Raw genomic sequence first — 18532 nt, 5'->3', positions numbered from 1 at the left:
ATCAAGGCTTTTATGCTTATGACTATGCAACTAACATCAGCTCAAACTCAGCTTCAACGCCATATTGACCAAGCAATTGCGCAAGGTAAACTTAATGACGCCCACCATTTATTAGTAAGTAATATAAAAAAGACCCCAAACGATCATTTTAGTTATTTTTTATTGGCACAAGTAAATTTAGCCGCAGGCGATACCAGTAAAGCACAAAAGCTACTCGAAAAAGCACTGAGTATTACCAAGCATCCTTTATATATTGCTCACTTAGCAAAGCTTGCTACATTATCAGGCCAATTAATGAGTGCTCAGCATTATATTGATCAAACATTAAAGAGTGAACTTGAAGATGCTACGTATTATGACCTTGTGGCCAACGTACTGACTCGGCTAGGGCAATACGAAACGGCACTCGTTTGGCAGAAAAAAGCTTTTACATGTCAGCCATCAAATCCACAAGTAACTTATAATTTGGCTGTCGGTTACAAAGTGATGGGGGAGTTTGATAAATCTCGTGATTTACTACAGCAATTAATTACTCAGCAACCTGCGTATTTTCAAGCTCATTATTCTCTAGCAGAGTTAAATAACTCACACTCAGCAAAAGTACATTTAGCGCAGCTTAAAGCCTTAGTTAAAAGTAAACTATCAGCGCAAGACAGTCACTATGCACAACATGCTATGGCACTTAATTATGAGCACTTAGGTGAATTTAAAAACGCTTACAATGCGTTTATCGCCAGCAAAAAGAACATTAACCAGCTCGTAAAATATAACGCAGATCAACATAGTCAATTTTGCCAGCAGATTACAAAGCTTAGTCAGCAATTCCCCAACACTCAAACTGACACCGACTTTGCGCCAATATTTGTTGTCGGCATGCCACGTTCAGGCACCACATTAATGGAAAAAATTATAAATCAGTCTGATCAAGTTCAAGGTGTTGGCGAGCTTAATGACATTGTTCAACTTTGCCAAGGGGATAATAAGCAGGTTTTAAATAGCAATGTTTTAGCAAACGCCTATAAAAATAAACACACTATTGAGCAACTTAATAGTTATCAACAGCGGGTTAGACAATTAGTCGCACCATCACTACGTAGCTGTGATAAGCAGCCCTTCAATTTTTATTATATTGATTTAATTTTAGCTGCATTTCCACAAGCTAAAATAATTTGTATGCAGCGGGGGCAACAAGATACCTGTATTGCAAATTTCCGTCAGCTTTATAACCCTGCGAGTGCTTTTCATCATTACAGTTATGATTTAAAAAATATAAATCGGTATTACTATGACTACTGTGACCTAATAAATCACTTCGCGAGCACATATAAAGACAATGTCTTGATCATCCAATATGAAGAGTTGGTAACTGAACCTACCAGTAATACGCAAAAGGTATACGCTTTTTGTAATTTAGAGTGGCAAACCGACTGCTTAGACTTTTATAAACAACAAAGCCCCTCGGCTACAGCGAGTAAAGTGCAAGTGCGCCAACCACTTAATCGTAAAGCAATTAACTATTGGCGCCACTATGACTTTGCAGTAAATACTTTGTAACTATACCCGCCTAGGGCAAGACCCTGTTTCGATAGGGAGTTCGTCTCGTGCTCCCCACTCACTCCAAGAACCATCGTATACATGCAGGTTTTGATAGCCGCACTCGCTAGCAAATAACGCTAAGATGCACGCAGTAACTCCAGAACCACAACTAAATTGTAATATTGGCTCGTTATCAATGACTTTCTCAAAAGCAGCTTTAATCTGTTCAAGGGGTTTAGCTTCTCCGTCATTCAGTAGTTCACTGTATGGCATAGCACAGCTATTTGGTATATGACCACTGCGCATGCCTTTTCGCGGCTCAGCCATTTCGCCTGTGTAACGCTTGTAACTGCGTGCATCCAATAGCAAAACGTCGTCATTATCAATGTTATTAAACACCGCTGCGGCGTCAATGAAGTAGTCGGCTCTGGGTTTGGCAATAAAGTTACCTGTATGATGATTATGGCTGTATTCAACTTGAGTCAGGTATCCTAAAGACTGCCATTTGGCTAAACCACCACTAAGTACTTTAACGTTATCAAAGCCCATTGCCTTAAACATCCACCAGCCACGAGCAGAGCTAAACAGGCCTTCATCTTCATAGATAACCACCAACGAATCTTGGTCGACGCCCATAAGCTGCATTTGCTGCGTAAATTGCGCAGGGCTACACATAGTATGAGATAAGCCGCTGGATAAATCCGCGAGTTGTTTTTTAAAATCAAAACGCTGTGCATTGGGTAACATAGCATCAGGTTGGTACTTTCCGGATAAACCCGGGCGCACCATACCCGCATCAAAGATAACGAGTTTTGAATCGTTTATGTGCTCGTTCAACCATTGGCAAGTTACTACATTCTTCATTGTTATCCTTTACGTTATTCAGTTGCTGCGAAAAAACATCTAAACCTATCAGGCGTTCTTCCACAGCCTTAGCATGTTGTGTTGAGCAATCTTGCCACCTTCCTTCAACAGTGTAAACATGCTTTAGATAACCAAAAAACTGATCTCGTAACGCCAAGTTTAGTTGCCAGCCTTGATCCAGTTGTAATAAGCGCTCAAATAGCTCTTGCCTACTATTTGCATGTAAAACTAAATCATCAATGTTGTAACAAGCCTGACCAAGTGTAATTACATGCTTTGCTAATAACAGCGCCTCTAACCCTACAGTTGAATTGATAGTGATTACAGCCTGTGCATTTTCGATTAGATCAGCAGTTGCATTGCCGTTTGCAAATATAGCTTGAGGGTGCTTTTTGTATAAGTGTGTATAATGCTTATGCCAAGATGGATGCTCTTTAAAAACCACTTTTAAATCAGGGTCATTTAACTTTTCTACAGCGTTCATTACCTCACTGTAAAGCATTTCCATTGAATTCAACCAAGGCGAGTAACACACAACTAACTTGAAAAACTCCGAACTTGCGTATCATGAGGAACCTGAAACGGCACAAAAATATAACGCTTTGGCAATTTACTTTTAATAAATTCTTTGCGTTTTTTATGACTTACTCTGGGGATTAAATTTGCATCTTCAACGTTAAAGTGACTTGAAGCCTTAAAAGGTACCGAAATACCCCATACCTAAGGGCGCTCATTATATGTATTTCTCTCTCCCAATATGTGAAATAAGATGCTTACAGTACCAAATATATAAGTTTTTCATGAAGTGAATAAATGTTCCATCGAAAAGACTGTAAAACAAAAAGTACTTAAAAATTAAGTTACAATATAATTTTGCAAAAAACTGCACACTAAAATTATTTGCAGCAACATATAATCGCCTATAATCCTTTACAGGGCTTATACTCCGGTATATTTTTATAGGTTAATTCTTTAACACTATTGATGAGTTATTAATTATAATAAAATACTGGCGCCAAATAGACTTCATAAACTGACGTTGGTACAATAAATTTTTATAAGGACCTCAAGCCCAAGTAATGAGAAATAACTCCCTAGAAATAAAGATTTCAGTTACTGGCACGATCCTCGTAGTACTTCCCAAGTTTATTGGTGATGCAGTTAATTGCACCCCCGCACTTCAGTTGATAAAAGAACAATACCCGAATCATAAAATATCACTGCTAGTTCGTCCCTACTTAGCCGAACTTTTCAAAAGAGATTCGCGCTACTCAGTAATTATTGACGAGCGTTTTAATAGCTCCAAGTCCATTTCAATGCTAGCTCAAGCCAAAATATTAAAGTCAGAAAGAATTGAATTAGCCTTTATCATGCGTAATTCTTTATCTGAAGCTATGTTATGTTTTTTAGCGCGTATTAAATACCGTGTAGGTTATGCTAAAAACGGTCGCTCGCCTCTGTTAACACACCGCTTGATCCTCAACCCTAACCATCACTATATTTATCGCTATTGCAGACTTATTAATGAACCCCTTGGTAACCCATTTTCAACGATACCAAGTACTTCTTTAATGACAAATGAGAGTGAGTTGATAGGTTGTACCAATAATAAAAATATTGGGATTTATTTTGGAGGTAAAAATAAAGAGTTGCGTCATTACCCTTTAAAACTTGCTCTAAAAAGCCTTGAGATAATTGCTAAACAAAATGATTGCTGCTTATATTTATTTGGTGATCCAACTGAAGTCGAAGATGTAAAACAACTACATGAGCAACTCATTAAGCAAAGTATAGACTCTAAAATGCTAGCTGGAAAAACATCAATAGCATCAATGGCCGATGCTATTGGTACTTTAGATTTAATGATAAGTATTGACTCAGGGCCCATGCATATTGCAGCGGCGCTTAATGTACCAATAATACCAATTGTAGGTCTAGGCACATCACCATGGAGCCTGGTCGCACCTAAAACCTTAAACCAAATAGCATTAGTTGCAAATGGCTCTCAATTACTTGAAGGCGATATCATTAAAGAAATAAATCCTAAAGATATCGCCGATGCCACTAAAAAATTATTAGATTAATCAAATATTAATAATCTCAGATCTTAGTAGCGCCATTTTCGCTAAAATTTGATTTTGTACCGAATGGCTGATGTGTTGCTCATCCATCGCATTAATTAATAAATCCACCACCCGATTAAAGTCTCGTTCGCTAATATGCATTCCAGTATGAATATCAACCATATTATCGCCTTTATATTCACAGGGGCCATTTGTGATAGAACATAAGTGAGTAATAAAGCCCGCTCTAAAGTGTGCAACATTGGCGTGCGTAAAATAAGGTAATATAGTATCGTCATTACCTATTTGATTAATAAAGCTATCAACCAAACGTTCAATGCCTTTTTGACCATCCAACTGCTGATATAAACTCAGCTTTGATGCTGATGTACATGCTGTAAGTGTGGATAATAAAAGTACAAAGAAAACGTTTTTCATTACCAATAACCTGTGACAGATAGATACCAACCTGTTTGATCTGCTGCACCTGCAATGCGGCCTAAATCAAGCCATGCAGCCGTCACACTTACATTCTTATTAGGCATCCACGCTATAAAAAAGTCCTGCCAATCCTGCTCACCTAAACCAAGATTATTAGACTTTTGCCGATACTCAATGCCCACAGCTACCTCACGGCTGAAAAATACCGCAGTGCTGCCTTCAAATAAGATTTCTTTATTTTTATCTACTCCACCAAAACCTAACAAACCAAGTTGGTTGGCATCACTGTAGCGCGTGGTGATATTCCAGAACCAGTTATAACCAGCTATGACGCCTAAATGTAGCTTACTTGCCGCCAAATAAATATCAGTCCCGCTGGTGTCTTGTGCATCAAGCAAGGTCGCAACAGTGCCATCCTCTAGTGACTTATGCTGTACGCCAACACTTAATTGTGGCCATTGACTATAAACAATATCACCATACACTCTCACCTTAGCTGATGTAATTGACTGCTCGATTTGTGTATCAAGTGCTGGTACATCAAATTGTTGCTGTGCATAACTAAATTCAACACGGTTAAACAAGTTAACTTGAGCACCACATACATCTAAACTGTAATCAGTGACATCTGCTCGGCTGCAAAAGCCGTTTACAGCAAATTCGTCATCACTGGCATAACCAGCTAACTGCGCCCAAGGTACAATACCGCCGCCCGCACTGCCCTCCACTTGTGATACTCCCGGCGTAGCTAACAATTTACCTTGTGCAGCAAGAGTGTGAAATGAATAAACACATGTTATTAAAACTATGATGACTTTAAGCAGGTTCATTATATTGCTCCAACCAATGCTCAAATACATCAGCTTTTAAGGGCCTACTTAAGTAATAACCTTGTACATGGTCACACTGCATCGCTTTGAGTAACTCTAAGGAGCCCTCGGTTTCAACTCCTTCAGCCACTACCGAAAAGCCTAATTGATGACCAAGTGTAATAGTTGACTCGACAATAAATTGATCTTTTTTCGATTCGTCTAGCTTTAGAATAAAACACTTATCCAGCTTAAGCTCATCGATTGGTAACATTTTTAATCGCCCTAATGACGTTTGCCCTACCCCGTAATCGTCCAGCGAAATTTTAACGCCAATGGCTTTCAAGCTCTCTAATGCTTGAATGCCTTTTTCTTCATTTTCAATCATATCGCGTTCAGTCAATTCGATCGTGATCAACGCAGGTGCTACCGAGTGATTCTTTAATGTTTTTACTAAATTTGCGTGAAAGCCTGGGTAAGCAATATCTTGAGCCGATACATTAATAGCCGCCTGCATATTAATGCCATTTTGCTTCCATAAGCCGACTTGCTTCACAACTGTGCTAATAACCCACTCAGTTAACTCAACGATGAGTCCTGACTGTTCAGCAAGATCAATAAATAACTCAGGTGATACCCAACTGCCGTCTTTTCGTTGCCAACGGATCAAAGACTCAACTTTATCTATTTGTTCCGTGGCAATATTTAATTTGGGCTGATAGGTCATAAATAACTGCCCATCATCATCACTGATCGCTTGTTTAAGTTCATCGATCATGCGTAGGCTTTCAAGATGTTCTTCATCTTCACCATCTTGATAGTAATGAATATTCTCATGTTCAGTTGACGCACTATCAACAGCAATTAACACTCGACGGATCAAATCATCGGCTTGCTGCCCTTGCTCTGGATAATTCACAACCCCAGCACTAAAGCGTAAACTAATATTTAATTTTTGAATTGTGTAACAAGCCTGTAGCTGGTCCATTAGACCTGGTATGCCACACTTTATATTTTGGCTGGTTAATGTAGGAAACACTGTTAAAAACTCATCCCCCCCAATACGTGCATGAAAGCCTCCTAATTCGTCAGAAAACTCGGCAATACGACACGCAACCGCTTTTAAACAGTCATCTCCTACTCTTGGGCCAAGTTTATCGTTTATATGGCGTAGGCCGCGAATATCAATTGCGACTAAGGTGTACTGTTGAGCTTCTTCCAGAGACTCATTTAACACTTCAAGCATTGCAGAGCGATTATAAAAACCTGTTAATGAATCATGTTTTGCCGCAAAACTAATTTGCTGTTCGCGTTCGTTGATATCGTTACCCATGTTTTTGAACGCATCAATAAGCGTTTTTATTTCATTACTTTGCTTATTACTCATAGCATCAACACTGTAATTACCAAGGGCAAACTGACGGGCTAAGCTAGCCAGTTGCGATAAAGGCATGGTTAAATTTTTTGCTAATAAGCTACTGGTGATAATACCGATTACAATAGTTAAGACAGCTAAAAATATTAACGTAAAAAACAACCGTTCAAACTCGCTATAGCTTTGTGATAAATCAGCGCTTAGCAATACATTAACAGGATGTTTTTTTAGTGAAGCTAAGTGTAAATCTCGATTACGATAGATGGGTTGCTCACCAAAAAAACGTGAGGTCGTTGCTTGATGAAAATAACTATTTGGTACAAAAGGAGTGGGTCTAGACACTAGCGAGCTGCGAATAACCCCGTCGCTTTGCGCAATAAAACTCACATCCATGCCCGTTAGATTTTTTAACTCTATTGCTACGTTGTCACTAATTTGAAAGCCAACCAAACTATAAGCAACCGTTCTAGGCGCTCTCACTGGCAGTAATATAACTTGGTATAATTCACCGTCAAAGACCACAAAACTTGATTGCTCAGAGTTATTAAGTAGCTCAGTCATTAGCTGCTTAAAGTCATTGCTAAAAATCTGGTTTGGCTGATTTGATGAAATTAGCTCACCCGATAAATCTAATAGCAACATTACATCGGCATTTATGCGTTGGCTATGATTATACAAGGCACTGCTGATAGTATCTGCATCACGTGTCGCTACAGCTTGTTTGAAGCCAAAGTCTGATGTTAAAACCTTTGCCGCCGTTAATAGTAGGCTTTCTTTTGCCGTTAAATATTGCTTGTACACATTCTCAGCAACGTTTATATCCTGAGTCACTTTATTTTCATTAAATTGACTCGTTGACCACCAAAAGCTAGCCAAGCTAACTACTGTGGTTAATAACACCAAGCCGACACACAGTATAATAATGCGATTTTTTAAACTATTGGTCATTCTCAGCCTTAAATTTATTACCAAATGTATTACGTGGCGCAGGGGTATCCGTTTTAATCACAATAGCTAAACTGCTAACAGCATTTTCAGTAATGCTTAATAGCGCCTTTTCTTCAAGGGGCAGCGATTGCAGAGGATGCCAAAGGCTAATTTTCACAGGTAATCGGCTCTGCTCTATACGCACTATACCATTTGCATCACTTTGGTAAGTATAAGGACTACTTGCTATATAAATATAGCCCACCATAGAATCATGAATATTACAGCCAAGCACCACAATGCCATCATTTTCAAACTCAACAGGCTGTTCTGGTTGCCCTGAGTACAATTTTAATTGAAATGGTTTAGCCTTCGAAAATGAATAAACGTGGTGGCGAATGTTATCACTATTGGGAAAGTTAACTTGCTGTCCCTGCTGGGCAACAAGTAAAGTCGGTGAAAAATGTTTATCTATTTGATCCATAATCAACACAGGTAAATCACCTGCAACAGCTTGATTATTCTGCCCGAGTAGCTCTACAACAGAGTTAACCAAGGGCTGGCCATGTTGATCCGTTACCTTAAGAGTAATATCTGCAGCAGAGATAAAGCAAGAGAATAGCAAAAGACCCAATGCCGCCATGTATTTAGTCACAATCCCCAGCCAAGCCATTTTATACCCTTGGATACACGAAGTACCACGTTTAAAGTTTTTATCAGGTTTTACTTAAGCTAATTGAACTGTGCTCTGTAATGCAACTATAAAAGCCCAATTACACTAAATAATAGTAAAATATTGGGCTTTTTAAAGTCACTTAACTACCAACTCATTATTAAGACTTAGTAATTAATCCATATTGATCGTCTAATATGGTAATCACTTCTCTACGTGGATCCGCAGGAATAGCGATATCTTTACCGACAATTTTACTTGCAATACCAACATAAGTATCAGAAACAGCAAGCATAACAGACTCCGGTAAGACATACTCTTGCGCTAGAGTTTCACGTTCATCCATACGGTCTTTATTTAGTAATACATCACTATCTGGCACATTGTTGATCAATAACTGGCGGAAACCTTCTTTTGAGTTTTCAACAATTTTACCATCTCGGTAAGCAGCTCCATCCCAAATGCGAGATGAATCAGGCGTACCCACTTCATCTATGTAAATAAGTTTATCTGTGCCATCGACATCTTCTACATAACCAAACTCAAACTTGGTATCAACAAAAATTTGGTCAAGCTTCGCAAGCTCTGCACTTATTAGACCAAAGCCTTCTGTTAATAACTTTTCGTATTTAGCTATATCATCTTCAGACTTAAAATTAAAGACGCCCAAGTTATTAGTGATATTCTCACGCGTGATATTTACATCATCCACTTCAGGGATGTCTGCTACGCCCGTAATGATCCCTTTTGTAGAAGGAGTGATTAACACGTTATCTAACTTTTGGTTAGCCGTTAAGCCTTCTGGTAACTCTAAGCCACAAAAATTACGTATGCCTTTACTATAGTCACGCCACATGCTGCCTGTAATGTATTGACGCGCTATCGCTTCAACTTTAACTGTGCTCGCTTTACGTACAATCCATACATAAGGATGAGGAATATCAACAATGTGGTTACCCGCAAGGCCAGCTTGGTCAAATAACTTAAACCAATGTGACGCTACAGTATTTAATGCAATGCCTTTACCTGGTACACCATTTAACCCGTTCTCACCTTGCCAAATACAATCAAACGCAGAAATACGATCAGAAATAACCATAATGGCAAGCTCTGTTCCTTTTGGAACTTTATAGCCTTTTTCACTAATTAAACGAGCGCTATCTTCATCTGTTAACCAATAAACTGAACGCACTTTACCACTGTGAACAGGGCCTTTTGTACGAATAGGTAAGTCATCGTTTACGTCTAAAACTTTATAGCTAGTCATGCTATCTCCGGATGTATGGCATGCCCATAATGAGCATAAGTATGGTATTGGGGTTATGAGGTGCTAATAATAATCGAGACGAGCCAAAAGCTCAATCTCTGCTCTATTTATACATAGCGTATAAATAAGAGCTAAAGGGTCATTCCAGTGTAACTTTGCTGTCATAAACAATATAGAGTTATAATATGGGTCTATTTATTGGGGGACTATACTTGGACTATTTAACAGCAACTAAAAATAAAAAATACTTAATGTATATTTCTCAAAATTATTCTTATGCTATTTTACGGCCATTACAGCAAGAAATACTAGCTCAAGGAGGTGAGGTAAAGTGGTTTTTGGAAGGAAATGAAGTTACATCTAGTTTCTTGAAAAATAATGAATCTCAGCTATTAACGATCGAAGAAGTTATTAGGTGGTCTCCAGATGTTTCATTCGTCCCAGGAAATGTTATACCTCCTTTCATCCCAGGTATAAAAGTAGGTCTTTTCCATGGGTTCAATTCAGGCAAACGAAATCGTAAAGGCTTCGAAGATCACTTTAATATCAGAGGATGTTTTGATTTATATTGTACTCAAGGCCCTAATACAACATCAAGATTTGAACAACTGTCAAAACAATATAAGCACTTTGCTGTAAAAGAAACTGGTTGGCCTACATTAGATCCTCTATTCAATCCAGACACCAAAAGTATCTATACACAGCCTGATGATAAAAGAAAAACACTATTAATTTGCTCAACATTTTCAAGAAACTTATCTCTGGCACCGAAGCTTTACCAAACAATAAAAACTTTTAGTGAGCAAGGTAAGTGGCGAATTCTAATGCAGTTCCACCCTAAAATGCCAAATGAGTTAGTCACTAAATATCAAGCTCTTGAGAACGAAAACCTAACTTTTATTGAAACAGATAATGTATTACCCCTTTTAAAAGCTGCTGATGTCATGCTCTGTGATACTTCATCAATTTTATTGATGTTTATTTTACAACGAAAACCAGTCGTAACTTTTTGCAACCAAGATCCAGGAAAACACCTTCTTGATGTCACTGAACCTGAAAAAGTAGAAGCTGCAATTGAGCTTGCTTTATCTCATCCAGCTCAGCTAATGGACGATATTGAGTCTTTTTGTCAACAGCTTCATCCATACCAAGACGGCCTATCGAGTCAACGTGTACTTGCAGCATGCAATGAATTAGTATTAACAAATCCAAAACTTAAGCCCAAACCGCTTAATTTAATTCGAAATTTAAAGATGCGTAAAAAGTTAAATTATTGGCGTTGGTAATAATTATATAGGTTTTTATGATCACACTTAACAATGTACTTTTCAAATGGCACAAGCAACAAGCAAAGCCCACGCTTAGCATACCGGCATTAAACATTACAGATGGCGAACATGTTTTTTTACATGGGCCGAGCGGCTCTGGTAAATCAACCTTATTATCATTGCTTGCTGGGATCAATACTGCCAACTCAGGTACCGTAAAACTATTAAATACTGATTTAGCAGCCCTGAGTAACCGCAAACGTGATGTTTTTCGCTCTGATCATATAGGTTATATTTTTCAGAACTTTAATTTACTGCCTTACCTCTCCCCGCTTGAAAACGTAATGCTAGGTTGCCAGTTTTCAAAGCCACGCCAACAAAAAGCACTGCAACAAAGCGCCTCCTTAGAGCAAGAAGCCGCACGGTTATTAACTGCGCTTGGCCTCACAGTGGAACACCACCAGCAAAACGTAGCAAATTTAAGTATTGGCCAACAGCAGCGGGTTGCTGCCGCACGCGCTTTTATTGGCAGTCCAGAGCTCATTATTGCCGATGAGCCGACCTCTGCACTGGATGCTAATAACCGCACTGCATTTATTGAGCTGTTATTTGCTCAGGCCAGTATAGCCGGTAGCACCTTAGTATTTGTTAGCCATGATGAAAGCCTGCAAACACTGTTTAATCGCTCAATCAGCCTAAGTGATATTACGGAGCAAGCACAATGATATTGATAAAGCTTGCTTATAAAAGCCTGCTAAACCGCCGTGGCAGTGCTTTTTTAACCCTGTTTACCATTGCCATTAGCGTAATGCTGCTACTGAGTATTGAGCGTGTACGCGTTGATGCCAAAAGTAGTTTTAGCAATACAATATCAGGCACAGATTTGATTGTTGGCGCCCGCACTGGCGATATTCAATTATTGCTGTCGTCTGTATTTCGCATTGGCCACACAAACAATGGCGTAAGCTGGCAAAGCTACCAATATATCAAGCAACAACGGGGCGTTGCATGGACAATTCCATTATCCCTTGGTGACAGCCATAAAGGCCAAGCCGTGCTTGGTACCAGCTTAGATTACTTTACACATTACAAATACGGGAAAAAACAACCGCTAACGTTTACCCAAGGCGCTGCATTTAGCCATTTAAACGAAGTGGTAATAGGCAGTGAAATCGCCAACAAACTAAATTATCAGCTTGGCGATAAAGTAGTTATTTCACATGGCATGGGCAATACCAGCTTTCACCATCACGATGAAGACCCATTTACCGTGGTCGGTATTTTAAAAGCCACAGGCACACCTGTTGATAAAACCTTGCACATTCCCCTTGCTGCCATCGAGCTAATTCACGGCGGGGGTCACTCTGAGCATGAGCATGAGCATGAGCATGAGCATGAGCAGCATAACGAAAACCTAACCGGAGAGCCAAAACAAATTACGGCCTTTTTAATGGGCTTTGACTCACCTTTATACACCTTGCAAGTGCGTCGTAATATTAACCAATATAAACCTGAAGCACTTTTGGCTATTATGCCTGGCGTAACATTGCGTGAGCTGTGGGAAATGCTCTCAATAGTCGAAAAAATCCTACTGTTATTTTCCTCCATTGTGGTGTTAGTAAGCCTGCTTGGCATGTTAACAACACTTTTAGCCAGCTTAAACCAACGCCGTCGTGAACTGGCGATTTTACGCTCTGTAGGTGCCAGACCTTGGCACTTGTTCTCGCTTATCAGTATAGAGTCACTCCTTATTACATTATTTGGCTGCTTATTAGGCTGTGGTTTATTTTATGGTTTAATGAGCGTTGCCGCAGGTTTTTTACAAAGCCACGGGGGCATCTCTGTCACAATCAGTATGCTCTCCCACTATGAACTGATGTTGATTGGCGCTATTATGGCGGCAGGTTTTATCGTTGGCCTTATTCCCGCAACGCGTGCTTATTTCTACTCACTGACCGATGGCATGAGCATTAAAATTTAAGAGGAACACCATGCAGTACATTCAAAAACTTAGCTTTGTAAGCTTGGTTATTATTAGCTTAGCAGTGAGCTTTTTAGCTCATGCTAACGCGCCAAAAGAAATATTTTGGGAAGACCTGATCCCCCAAGGGCATGTGCAAATTGATACCCAAGACCAAGCTAGCCATGAAGGCAGTGAGCAAAACTGGGTGCAGCCCGATCTTGATGCGCCAGTCGTTAAAGAACTTGATGGCCAGTCGGTGAGTTTACCAGGTTTTGTGGTACCACTTGAAGGTGATAGCGAAGTCATCACCGAGTTTTTACTGGTCCCGTATTTTGGTGCTTGTATTCACGTACCACCACCGCCACCCAATCAAATTGTCCACGTAACAATTAAAGGCGGCGTACCAATCGAAAGCTTATATGATGCGATTGTAGTCACCGGCATCATCAGCACCGAAACATGGAGTGGCGACATCGCTCAAGTTGGCTATAAAATAAAAGCCGTAGGCATCGCCCCGTTTGAGCTTTAAAAAGCTACAAACACAAAAAAGCCCGCAGCGTTAACTGCGGGCTTTTTTGTTAAATGAGTGAGTCAGCCTATAAGCCGGGTTCTGTTCTTTCCTAAGAAAGCGATAATCATTCGTCTAGGCCATAAATCGCTCTATGGCTCAAGCAACCTACCCGGTTCCAACGTGGGCCACGCCATAAGGAACCCTATTTGGTCTTGCTCCGAGTGGAGTTTACCTTGCAACCGACTATTACTAGCGGCCCGGTGCGCTCTTACCGCACCCTTTCACCCTTACCAACCGAAGTTGGCGGTCTCCTCTCTGCTGCACTTGTCGTGGGCTCACGCCCCCCAGCCGTTAGCTGGCACTCTGCCCTGTGGAGCCCGGACTTTCCTCCCCCTGCGCATTTTCGTTGCAGGCAGCGATTATCTTGGCTGACTCGGCGCGCAGTATACCTGAGCTTGATGCTCTGTGCAGTAAAGAATTAGCCTTTTTCGTCAATAATTGTTTTATACAGGGCGTTTTTTTTCATACCAAAGTAATCGGCCACGATACCGCAGGCTTTTTTCATCGGCATTTCACTCTCAAGTAAGGCTAACATTTTACGAGCTTCTGGCGGAATATCATCTACCACCTTAGGTTTGCCCGGTAGCATTAAAACAATTTCACCACGTTGTTTAGTTGGATCATCCGTTAAAAACTGTTTTAACTCAGTTACCGTGCCATTAAAAAAGGTTTCAAACGTTTTGGTTAGTTCTTTAGCAAAAACCACCTGTTGTTCGCTACCAAGGGCGCTTTCTAAATCATCAAGACTAGCCATAATACGGTGCGTACTTTCGTACATTATACTGGTTATGCCTGAATTAACGGCTTCAATGAAGAAGTCTTGGCGAGCTTTACTTTTCGCTGGAGTAAAACCAATAAATTGAAAGCGATCGGTCGGTAAGCCTGAACAGCATACCGCAGTAATTGCTGCACACGCACCCGGTACCGGTGTTACATGAGCCCCTTGCTCACGACATAAATTAACAACGGCATAACCAGGGTCGCTAATTAAGGGCGTACCAGCGTCTGAAACAAGTGCTATATTTAATCCTTGGTTCAACTGGTCAATTATTTGCTGCGCTTTTTGCTTTTCATTATGATCATGTAAAGCAAAGGTTTTTGCTTTAATACCAAAGTGACTGAGCAACTTACCTGTATGGCGAGTGTCTTCAGCAGCGATTAAGTCAACCTGCGATAATGTCGCGATTGCACGCTGACTTAAGTCGTCAAAATTGCCAATTGGGGTGGCAACGATGTAAAGAGTGCCGATTTTATCTGAATTCTCCTCATTTAACATTGAGGTCTCCTGCGTCAGTCAGTAATATAAGCAAATCGCGTTAACGTATTGGGAAATCATTGTGCGACTTAAACTTGTTAGTCTATTAATCATATTGTCAGGGTTATCGGCCTGTAGTACAACCGAAAAACCGACTAAAACTTCTGAAAACCTTAGTTCAGCTAATAGTACGTCACAAATTCAAGCGACTGATGCACAATCAATGTACCAACTTGCGTTAAACCGCCAAGGTGCAGATAAAATTCAGCTGCTTTATAGTGCGCGTGATGCGGCTATCGAAGAACAACGCTGGCCACTGCTAGAACAAATATGCACTGAGCTTGAGCAAACCACAACGGTTGATCAGGTGCAAAATAAACTCTACACCGCATTTGCACAAAAGCAGCAGGGTAAAAACACCTTAGCGCTGGAAATGCTAGCCACTTTAAATAACCAGTTAACGCAACCTGAGCATTTTGCTTGGCACCAATATTTAACGGCCAGCATCTACTCATCACAAAACTTACCTAAACAAGCTGCACCGTATTTTTTTAGAGCATCAGAAGCTGCCAGTAAAAATGGTTTAACAATTCCTGAGCTTAATAAAGCGCTTTGGCAAAATCTACAACAGCTTTCATCTTACGCATTAGAGCGTTTTAATCGTGGCTCTGTGGTACAGCAAGGTTGGGTAAACCTGGCTTTGTATCACCAAGTTTATTTAGGTGCACCGGTTGAGTTAGATCAGGCAATCAATAATTGGCAGCGCCGCTACCCGACTCACCCCGCAATGGCAGTACTCCCTAAAAGAGCGGCTGAATTAATCGCGATAGAGCCTGTTAATATTGAGCGGCTAGTGGTGCTACTACCTCAATCTGGGGCTAATGAACGCTTAGGCGATGCATTAAAAGCAGGAGTGCTTGGGGCACTCGATAACAGTAATATCACCGAAACAGTTTTTCTTGATGAAATGCTGACGACCACAGAGCTAGAAACTAAGCTCGCAGAATTAAAACCTAACTTTGTTATTGGCCCACTACTCAAAGCAAACATTGATAAACTAGCGAATAATCGAACCTTAGTGAACTACCCTGTTTTGCATTTAAATTCTTTTGAAGGACAGCGCGTCTCAAGCCAACACTTCTTTTTTGCTTTAAATCCTGAGCACGAAGTACAACAAGCTCTTGAGCACTTTTTAACTCAAGGTTACCAAAAGCCTATGATTCTTGCGCCAAATAGCAGTGCCGGACAACGCTTAGTTGATTTTTTTAATATGCAGTGGCAACGCTATAGTGAAACAAAGCCACAAGTAGGGCTATATAGCAGTAAAAAGGATATGCCAAAAACAATCGCAGGGTTACTCGAAGTTGATAAATCAAAAGAACGCATTACAACGGTTAAATCGTTATTTAAGCAAGAAGTTGAGAGTGAAACCCGCTCACGCAGAGATATCGACGTTATTTATATTTTGGGCGACGCCATAGAAACCCGTTTAATTAAGCCTTACTTAGATGTTAACGTAAGTACCTTTGTAGAGCGCATACCTCTTTACGCGAGCTCTAAGAGTCATAGTAAACAAATCGATAGAACCGACAAAGGTGATTTAGACGGCTTATATTTTACTGAGCTACCTTGGATGCTTAGCGGTCAAGTATCTAACCAAGCCTTGCGCCAACAATATAATTCTCTATGGCCAGAGCAAGCCGATATCAGCCAACGCTTATTTGCCATGGCCTATGACTCTGTGGCTATGCTAAGTGATATTACGCAACTGAGCATGATCCCAGGTAAGCAATATACCGGATTAACGGGTCAATTAAGCATCGCTAGTGATGGCCAAATTAATCGTCAGCTTAAATGGGCACAATATAAAAATAAACAAATTAAGCCTGTGCAATTAAAAACCCAAGCGCCAGTACCTTTATTTATGCAAACAGCTACAAGTGAATAATTACCAACAGACAAGGACGTGTCATGTCGTGGTTCAAACAATTATGGCAAAATAGTCGAGAAAAAGGTCAATACTATGAGCTTCAAGCGCAAAAGTATTTACAGCAGCAAGGGTTAACACCCATAGAGCGTAACTATAACTGCCCCTATGGAGAGCTTGATGTAATAATGCGTGACGGTGATACACTTGTATTTATAGAAGTAAAGTTTCGTGCAAGTAGTATCAAAGGCGGTGCAATGCATGCGCTAGGAAAACAGAAGCAACAACGTTTAAAGCGCACTATCTATCATTATTTAGCAGCTAAACAGCTAAAAAATCAAGCGCTAAGAATCGACTTTGTCGCTATTACTGGCGACAAAGCACAACAACTTAATTGGATAAAAAACGTATTTTAATATGCAAGATACTATAAAAGAGATTTTTACAGAAAGCATTCAAGTGCAAATCGCCGCTGGTGAGGTACTACCAAGCGCGTTAGAAGCCGCCGCTTTTACCATTGCACAAAGCCTTATTAATGGTAATAAGTTGATTTGTTGTGGTACCGCAAGCTGCCACATGCTAGCTCAACATATGGCTGGTGTACTAATCAACTTTTATGAAACCGAGCGCCCTTGCCTACCTGCAATAGCCCTATCGCAAGAAAATATTAATTTAGGGCAAAGTAACCACACAGATGATCACGAAACATTTGCACGTCAAATTCGTGCGTTTGCTCAACAAGGTGATTTATTACTGGTGATGGCAAGCAACGGCAACGAAAAAAATATAATTTCAGCAGTGGAAGCAGCACTTACAAAAGACATGAAGGTCATAGTAATGGTTGGCGATGATGGTGGAGAATTAGTTGGCCTACTTGGCGCTAATGATGTAGAAATCCGCGTACCTTCTAAACGACCTAGCCGTATCATCGAGTCTCACTTGGTCAACCTCCATTGTTTAAGTGGGCTAATCGATTTAACCCTATTTCCACAGGAAGAAAGTTAATGTTCAAGCAATCACTTATTGTTATGGGAACCGTTTTATTATTACAAGGCTGCGCAGCTGCTGTTGTCGCTGGTACTGCAGGCGCAGTCACAGCCGCAAACGATCGCCGCACGCTTGGCTCACAAATTGACGATAACAACATTGAAATTAAAAGCGGTATTGCTATTAACGACGTAGAGCGCTTAAAAGATCACGCCAATCTAAACGCAATTAGCGTTAATGGAATTGTGCTGTTAATTGGTCAAGTTACCAATCAAGAAATGAAAAATGAAGCACAGATTGCTATAGAGAAAATAGATGGCATTCGTAAAATTCATAATCAAATTCGTATTGGCTCAAATATCAGCATGAGTACAAAAACCCATGACTCATGGCTCACCTCTAAAGTGAAAACTCAATTACTCACCACAGATAACATCAGTAGTAACAATATTAAGGTGATTACTGAAAACGGCGAAGTATTCTTAATGGGCTTAGTAACAGATGCAGAAGCCAATACTGCAGTAGATGTTGCGCGTAACGTATCTGGTGTTGAACGAGTTATAAAAGTGTTCGAGTATTTATAACGCGAGTAATCTATTAAAGTTT

Annotated in this window: 18 protein-coding genes and 1 other RNA gene; 10 read left to right on the top strand and 9 right to left on the bottom strand. The window is 40.2% G+C overall.

The window, feature by feature from the left end:
* Positions 1 to 18: 18 nt before the first annotated feature.
* Entirely contained in the window at positions 19 to 1554 is a 1536-nt protein-coding gene (locus QMA12_RS17255) for a tetratricopeptide repeat-containing sulfotransferase family protein (RefSeq protein ID WP_254911206.1), read from the top strand.
* Here the strand turns inward: QMA12_RS17255 and QMA12_RS17250 are convergent, their stop codons facing one another.
* The gene (locus QMA12_RS17250; protein WP_290209519.1) at positions 1555 to 2400 is read right to left on the bottom strand and encodes a sulfurtransferase; all 846 of its coding nucleotides are present in this window, start codon (positions 2398 to 2400) and stop codon (positions 1555 to 1557) included.
* Complete coding sequence (locus tag QMA12_RS17245) at positions 2333 to 2908, bottom strand: hypothetical protein (protein WP_290209518.1); 576 nt, start codon at positions 2906 to 2908, stop codon at positions 2333 to 2335. Before QMA12_RS17245 ends, QMA12_RS17250 begins: the two co-directional genes overlap by 68 nt.
* 571 nt (positions 2909 to 3479) lie before the next feature.
* Here QMA12_RS17245 and QMA12_RS17240 point away from each other — a divergent pair.
* Positions 3480 to 4484: a glycosyltransferase family 9 protein gene (locus QMA12_RS17240; protein WP_290209516.1), complete on the top strand. Its 1005-nt coding sequence runs from the start codon at positions 3480 to 3482 to the stop codon at positions 4482 to 4484.
* Here QMA12_RS17240 and QMA12_RS17235 read toward each other — a convergent pair whose 3' ends face one another.
* From QMA12_RS17235 to QMA12_RS17215, 5 genes are all read right to left on the bottom strand, one after another.
* Complete coding sequence (locus QMA12_RS17235) at positions 4485 to 4901, bottom strand: group 1 truncated hemoglobin (protein ID WP_290209515.1); 417 nt, start codon at positions 4899 to 4901, stop codon at positions 4485 to 4487.
* The gene (locus tag QMA12_RS17230; protein WP_290209514.1) at positions 4901 to 5734 is read right to left on the bottom strand and encodes a DUF3034 family protein; all 834 of its coding nucleotides are present in this window, start codon (positions 5732 to 5734) and stop codon (positions 4901 to 4903) included. The genes QMA12_RS17235 and QMA12_RS17230 overlap by 1 nt, the downstream gene beginning before the upstream one ends.
* Positions 5721 to 8036 (bottom strand): EAL domain-containing protein, encoded by a 2316-nt coding sequence (locus tag QMA12_RS17225; RefSeq protein WP_290209513.1) that lies wholly within the window; start codon positions 8034 to 8036, stop codon positions 5721 to 5723. The genes QMA12_RS17230 and QMA12_RS17225 overlap by 14 nt, the downstream gene beginning before the upstream one ends.
* On the bottom strand, positions 8026 to 8688 hold the full coding sequence (locus QMA12_RS17220; RefSeq protein ID WP_290209511.1) for a methylamine utilization protein: 663 nt from the start codon (positions 8686 to 8688) through the stop codon (positions 8026 to 8028). Before QMA12_RS17220 ends, QMA12_RS17225 begins: the two co-directional genes overlap by 11 nt.
* A gap of 160 nt (positions 8689 to 8848) precedes the next feature.
* A complete protein-coding gene (locus QMA12_RS17215) occupies positions 8849 to 9955 on the bottom strand; it encodes a phosphoribosylaminoimidazolesuccinocarboxamide synthase (protein WP_290209509.1) in 1107 nt (368 codons plus the stop codon).
* A 212-nt stretch (positions 9956 to 10167) separates the two neighbouring features.
* Here QMA12_RS17215 and QMA12_RS17210 point away from each other — a divergent pair, with 212 nt between their 5' ends.
* The 4 genes from QMA12_RS17210 to QMA12_RS17195 are packed head-to-tail and all read left to right on the top strand — an operon-like array spanning position 10168 to position 13715.
* Entirely contained in the window at positions 10168 to 11241 is a 1074-nt protein-coding gene (locus tag QMA12_RS17210; protein WP_290209533.1) for a CDP-glycerol glycerophosphotransferase family protein, read from the top strand.
* Positions 11242 to 11258: 17 nt separating this feature from the next.
* Positions 11259 to 11948: an ABC transporter ATP-binding protein gene (locus QMA12_RS17205; protein ID WP_290209507.1), complete on the top strand. Its 690-nt coding sequence runs from the start codon at positions 11259 to 11261 to the stop codon at positions 11946 to 11948.
* Entirely contained in the window at positions 11945 to 13204 is a 1260-nt protein-coding gene (locus QMA12_RS17200; protein WP_290209505.1) for an ABC transporter permease, read from the top strand. Before QMA12_RS17205 ends, QMA12_RS17200 begins: the two co-directional genes overlap by 4 nt.
* A gap of 10 nt (positions 13205 to 13214) precedes the next feature.
* Positions 13215 to 13715, top strand: coding sequence for a DUF3299 domain-containing protein (locus tag QMA12_RS17195; RefSeq protein WP_290209504.1), 501 nt, complete (start codon positions 13215 to 13217; stop codon positions 13713 to 13715).
* Between the two features lie 54 nt (positions 13716 to 13769).
* On the opposite strand, the gene rnpB is transcribed toward QMA12_RS17195, so the two are convergent.
* Both rnpB and rsmI read right to left on the bottom strand, forming a co-directional pair.
* Positions 13770 to 14133: RNase P RNA component class A (rnpB, locus tag QMA12_RS17190), an RNA gene on the bottom strand.
* A gap of 42 nt (positions 14134 to 14175) precedes the next feature.
* Entirely contained in the window at positions 14176 to 15033 is an 858-nt protein-coding gene (gene rsmI, locus QMA12_RS17185; protein WP_087533066.1) for a 16S rRNA (cytidine(1402)-2'-O)-methyltransferase, read from the bottom strand.
* A gap of 61 nt (positions 15034 to 15094) precedes the next feature.
* On the opposite strand from rsmI, the gene QMA12_RS17180 reads away from it, so the two are divergent.
* Genes QMA12_RS17180 through dolP form a run of 4 tightly spaced genes read left to right on the top strand, consistent with a single transcriptional unit; the run spans position 15095 to position 18510 of the window.
* A complete protein-coding gene (locus tag QMA12_RS17180; protein ID WP_290209503.1) occupies positions 15095 to 16960 on the top strand; it encodes a penicillin-binding protein activator in 1866 nt (621 codons plus the stop codon).
* Positions 16961 to 16983: 23 nt separating this feature from the next.
* Positions 16984 to 17355, top strand: coding sequence for a YraN family protein (locus QMA12_RS17175; RefSeq protein ID WP_290209502.1), 372 nt, complete (start codon positions 16984 to 16986; stop codon positions 17353 to 17355).
* Between the two features lies 1 nt (position 17356).
* Positions 17357 to 17944 (top strand): SIS domain-containing protein, encoded by a 588-nt coding sequence (locus QMA12_RS17170; RefSeq protein ID WP_087533069.1) that lies wholly within the window; start codon positions 17357 to 17359, stop codon positions 17942 to 17944.
* Positions 17944 to 18510 (top strand): division/outer membrane stress-associated lipid-binding lipoprotein, encoded by a 567-nt coding sequence (gene dolP / locus QMA12_RS17165; RefSeq protein WP_290209501.1) that lies wholly within the window; start codon positions 17944 to 17946, stop codon positions 18508 to 18510. Before QMA12_RS17170 ends, dolP begins: the two co-directional genes overlap by 1 nt.
* Positions 18511 to 18532: the final 22 nt, after the last annotated feature.

Source organism: Pseudoalteromonas sp. APC 3893, assembly GCF_030408095.1.
Lineage (GTDB): Bacteria > Pseudomonadota > Gammaproteobacteria > Enterobacterales > Alteromonadaceae > Pseudoalteromonas.
Note: the sequence above shows the minus strand (reverse complement) of the source record. Positions and strands in the feature narration are given on the sequence as shown.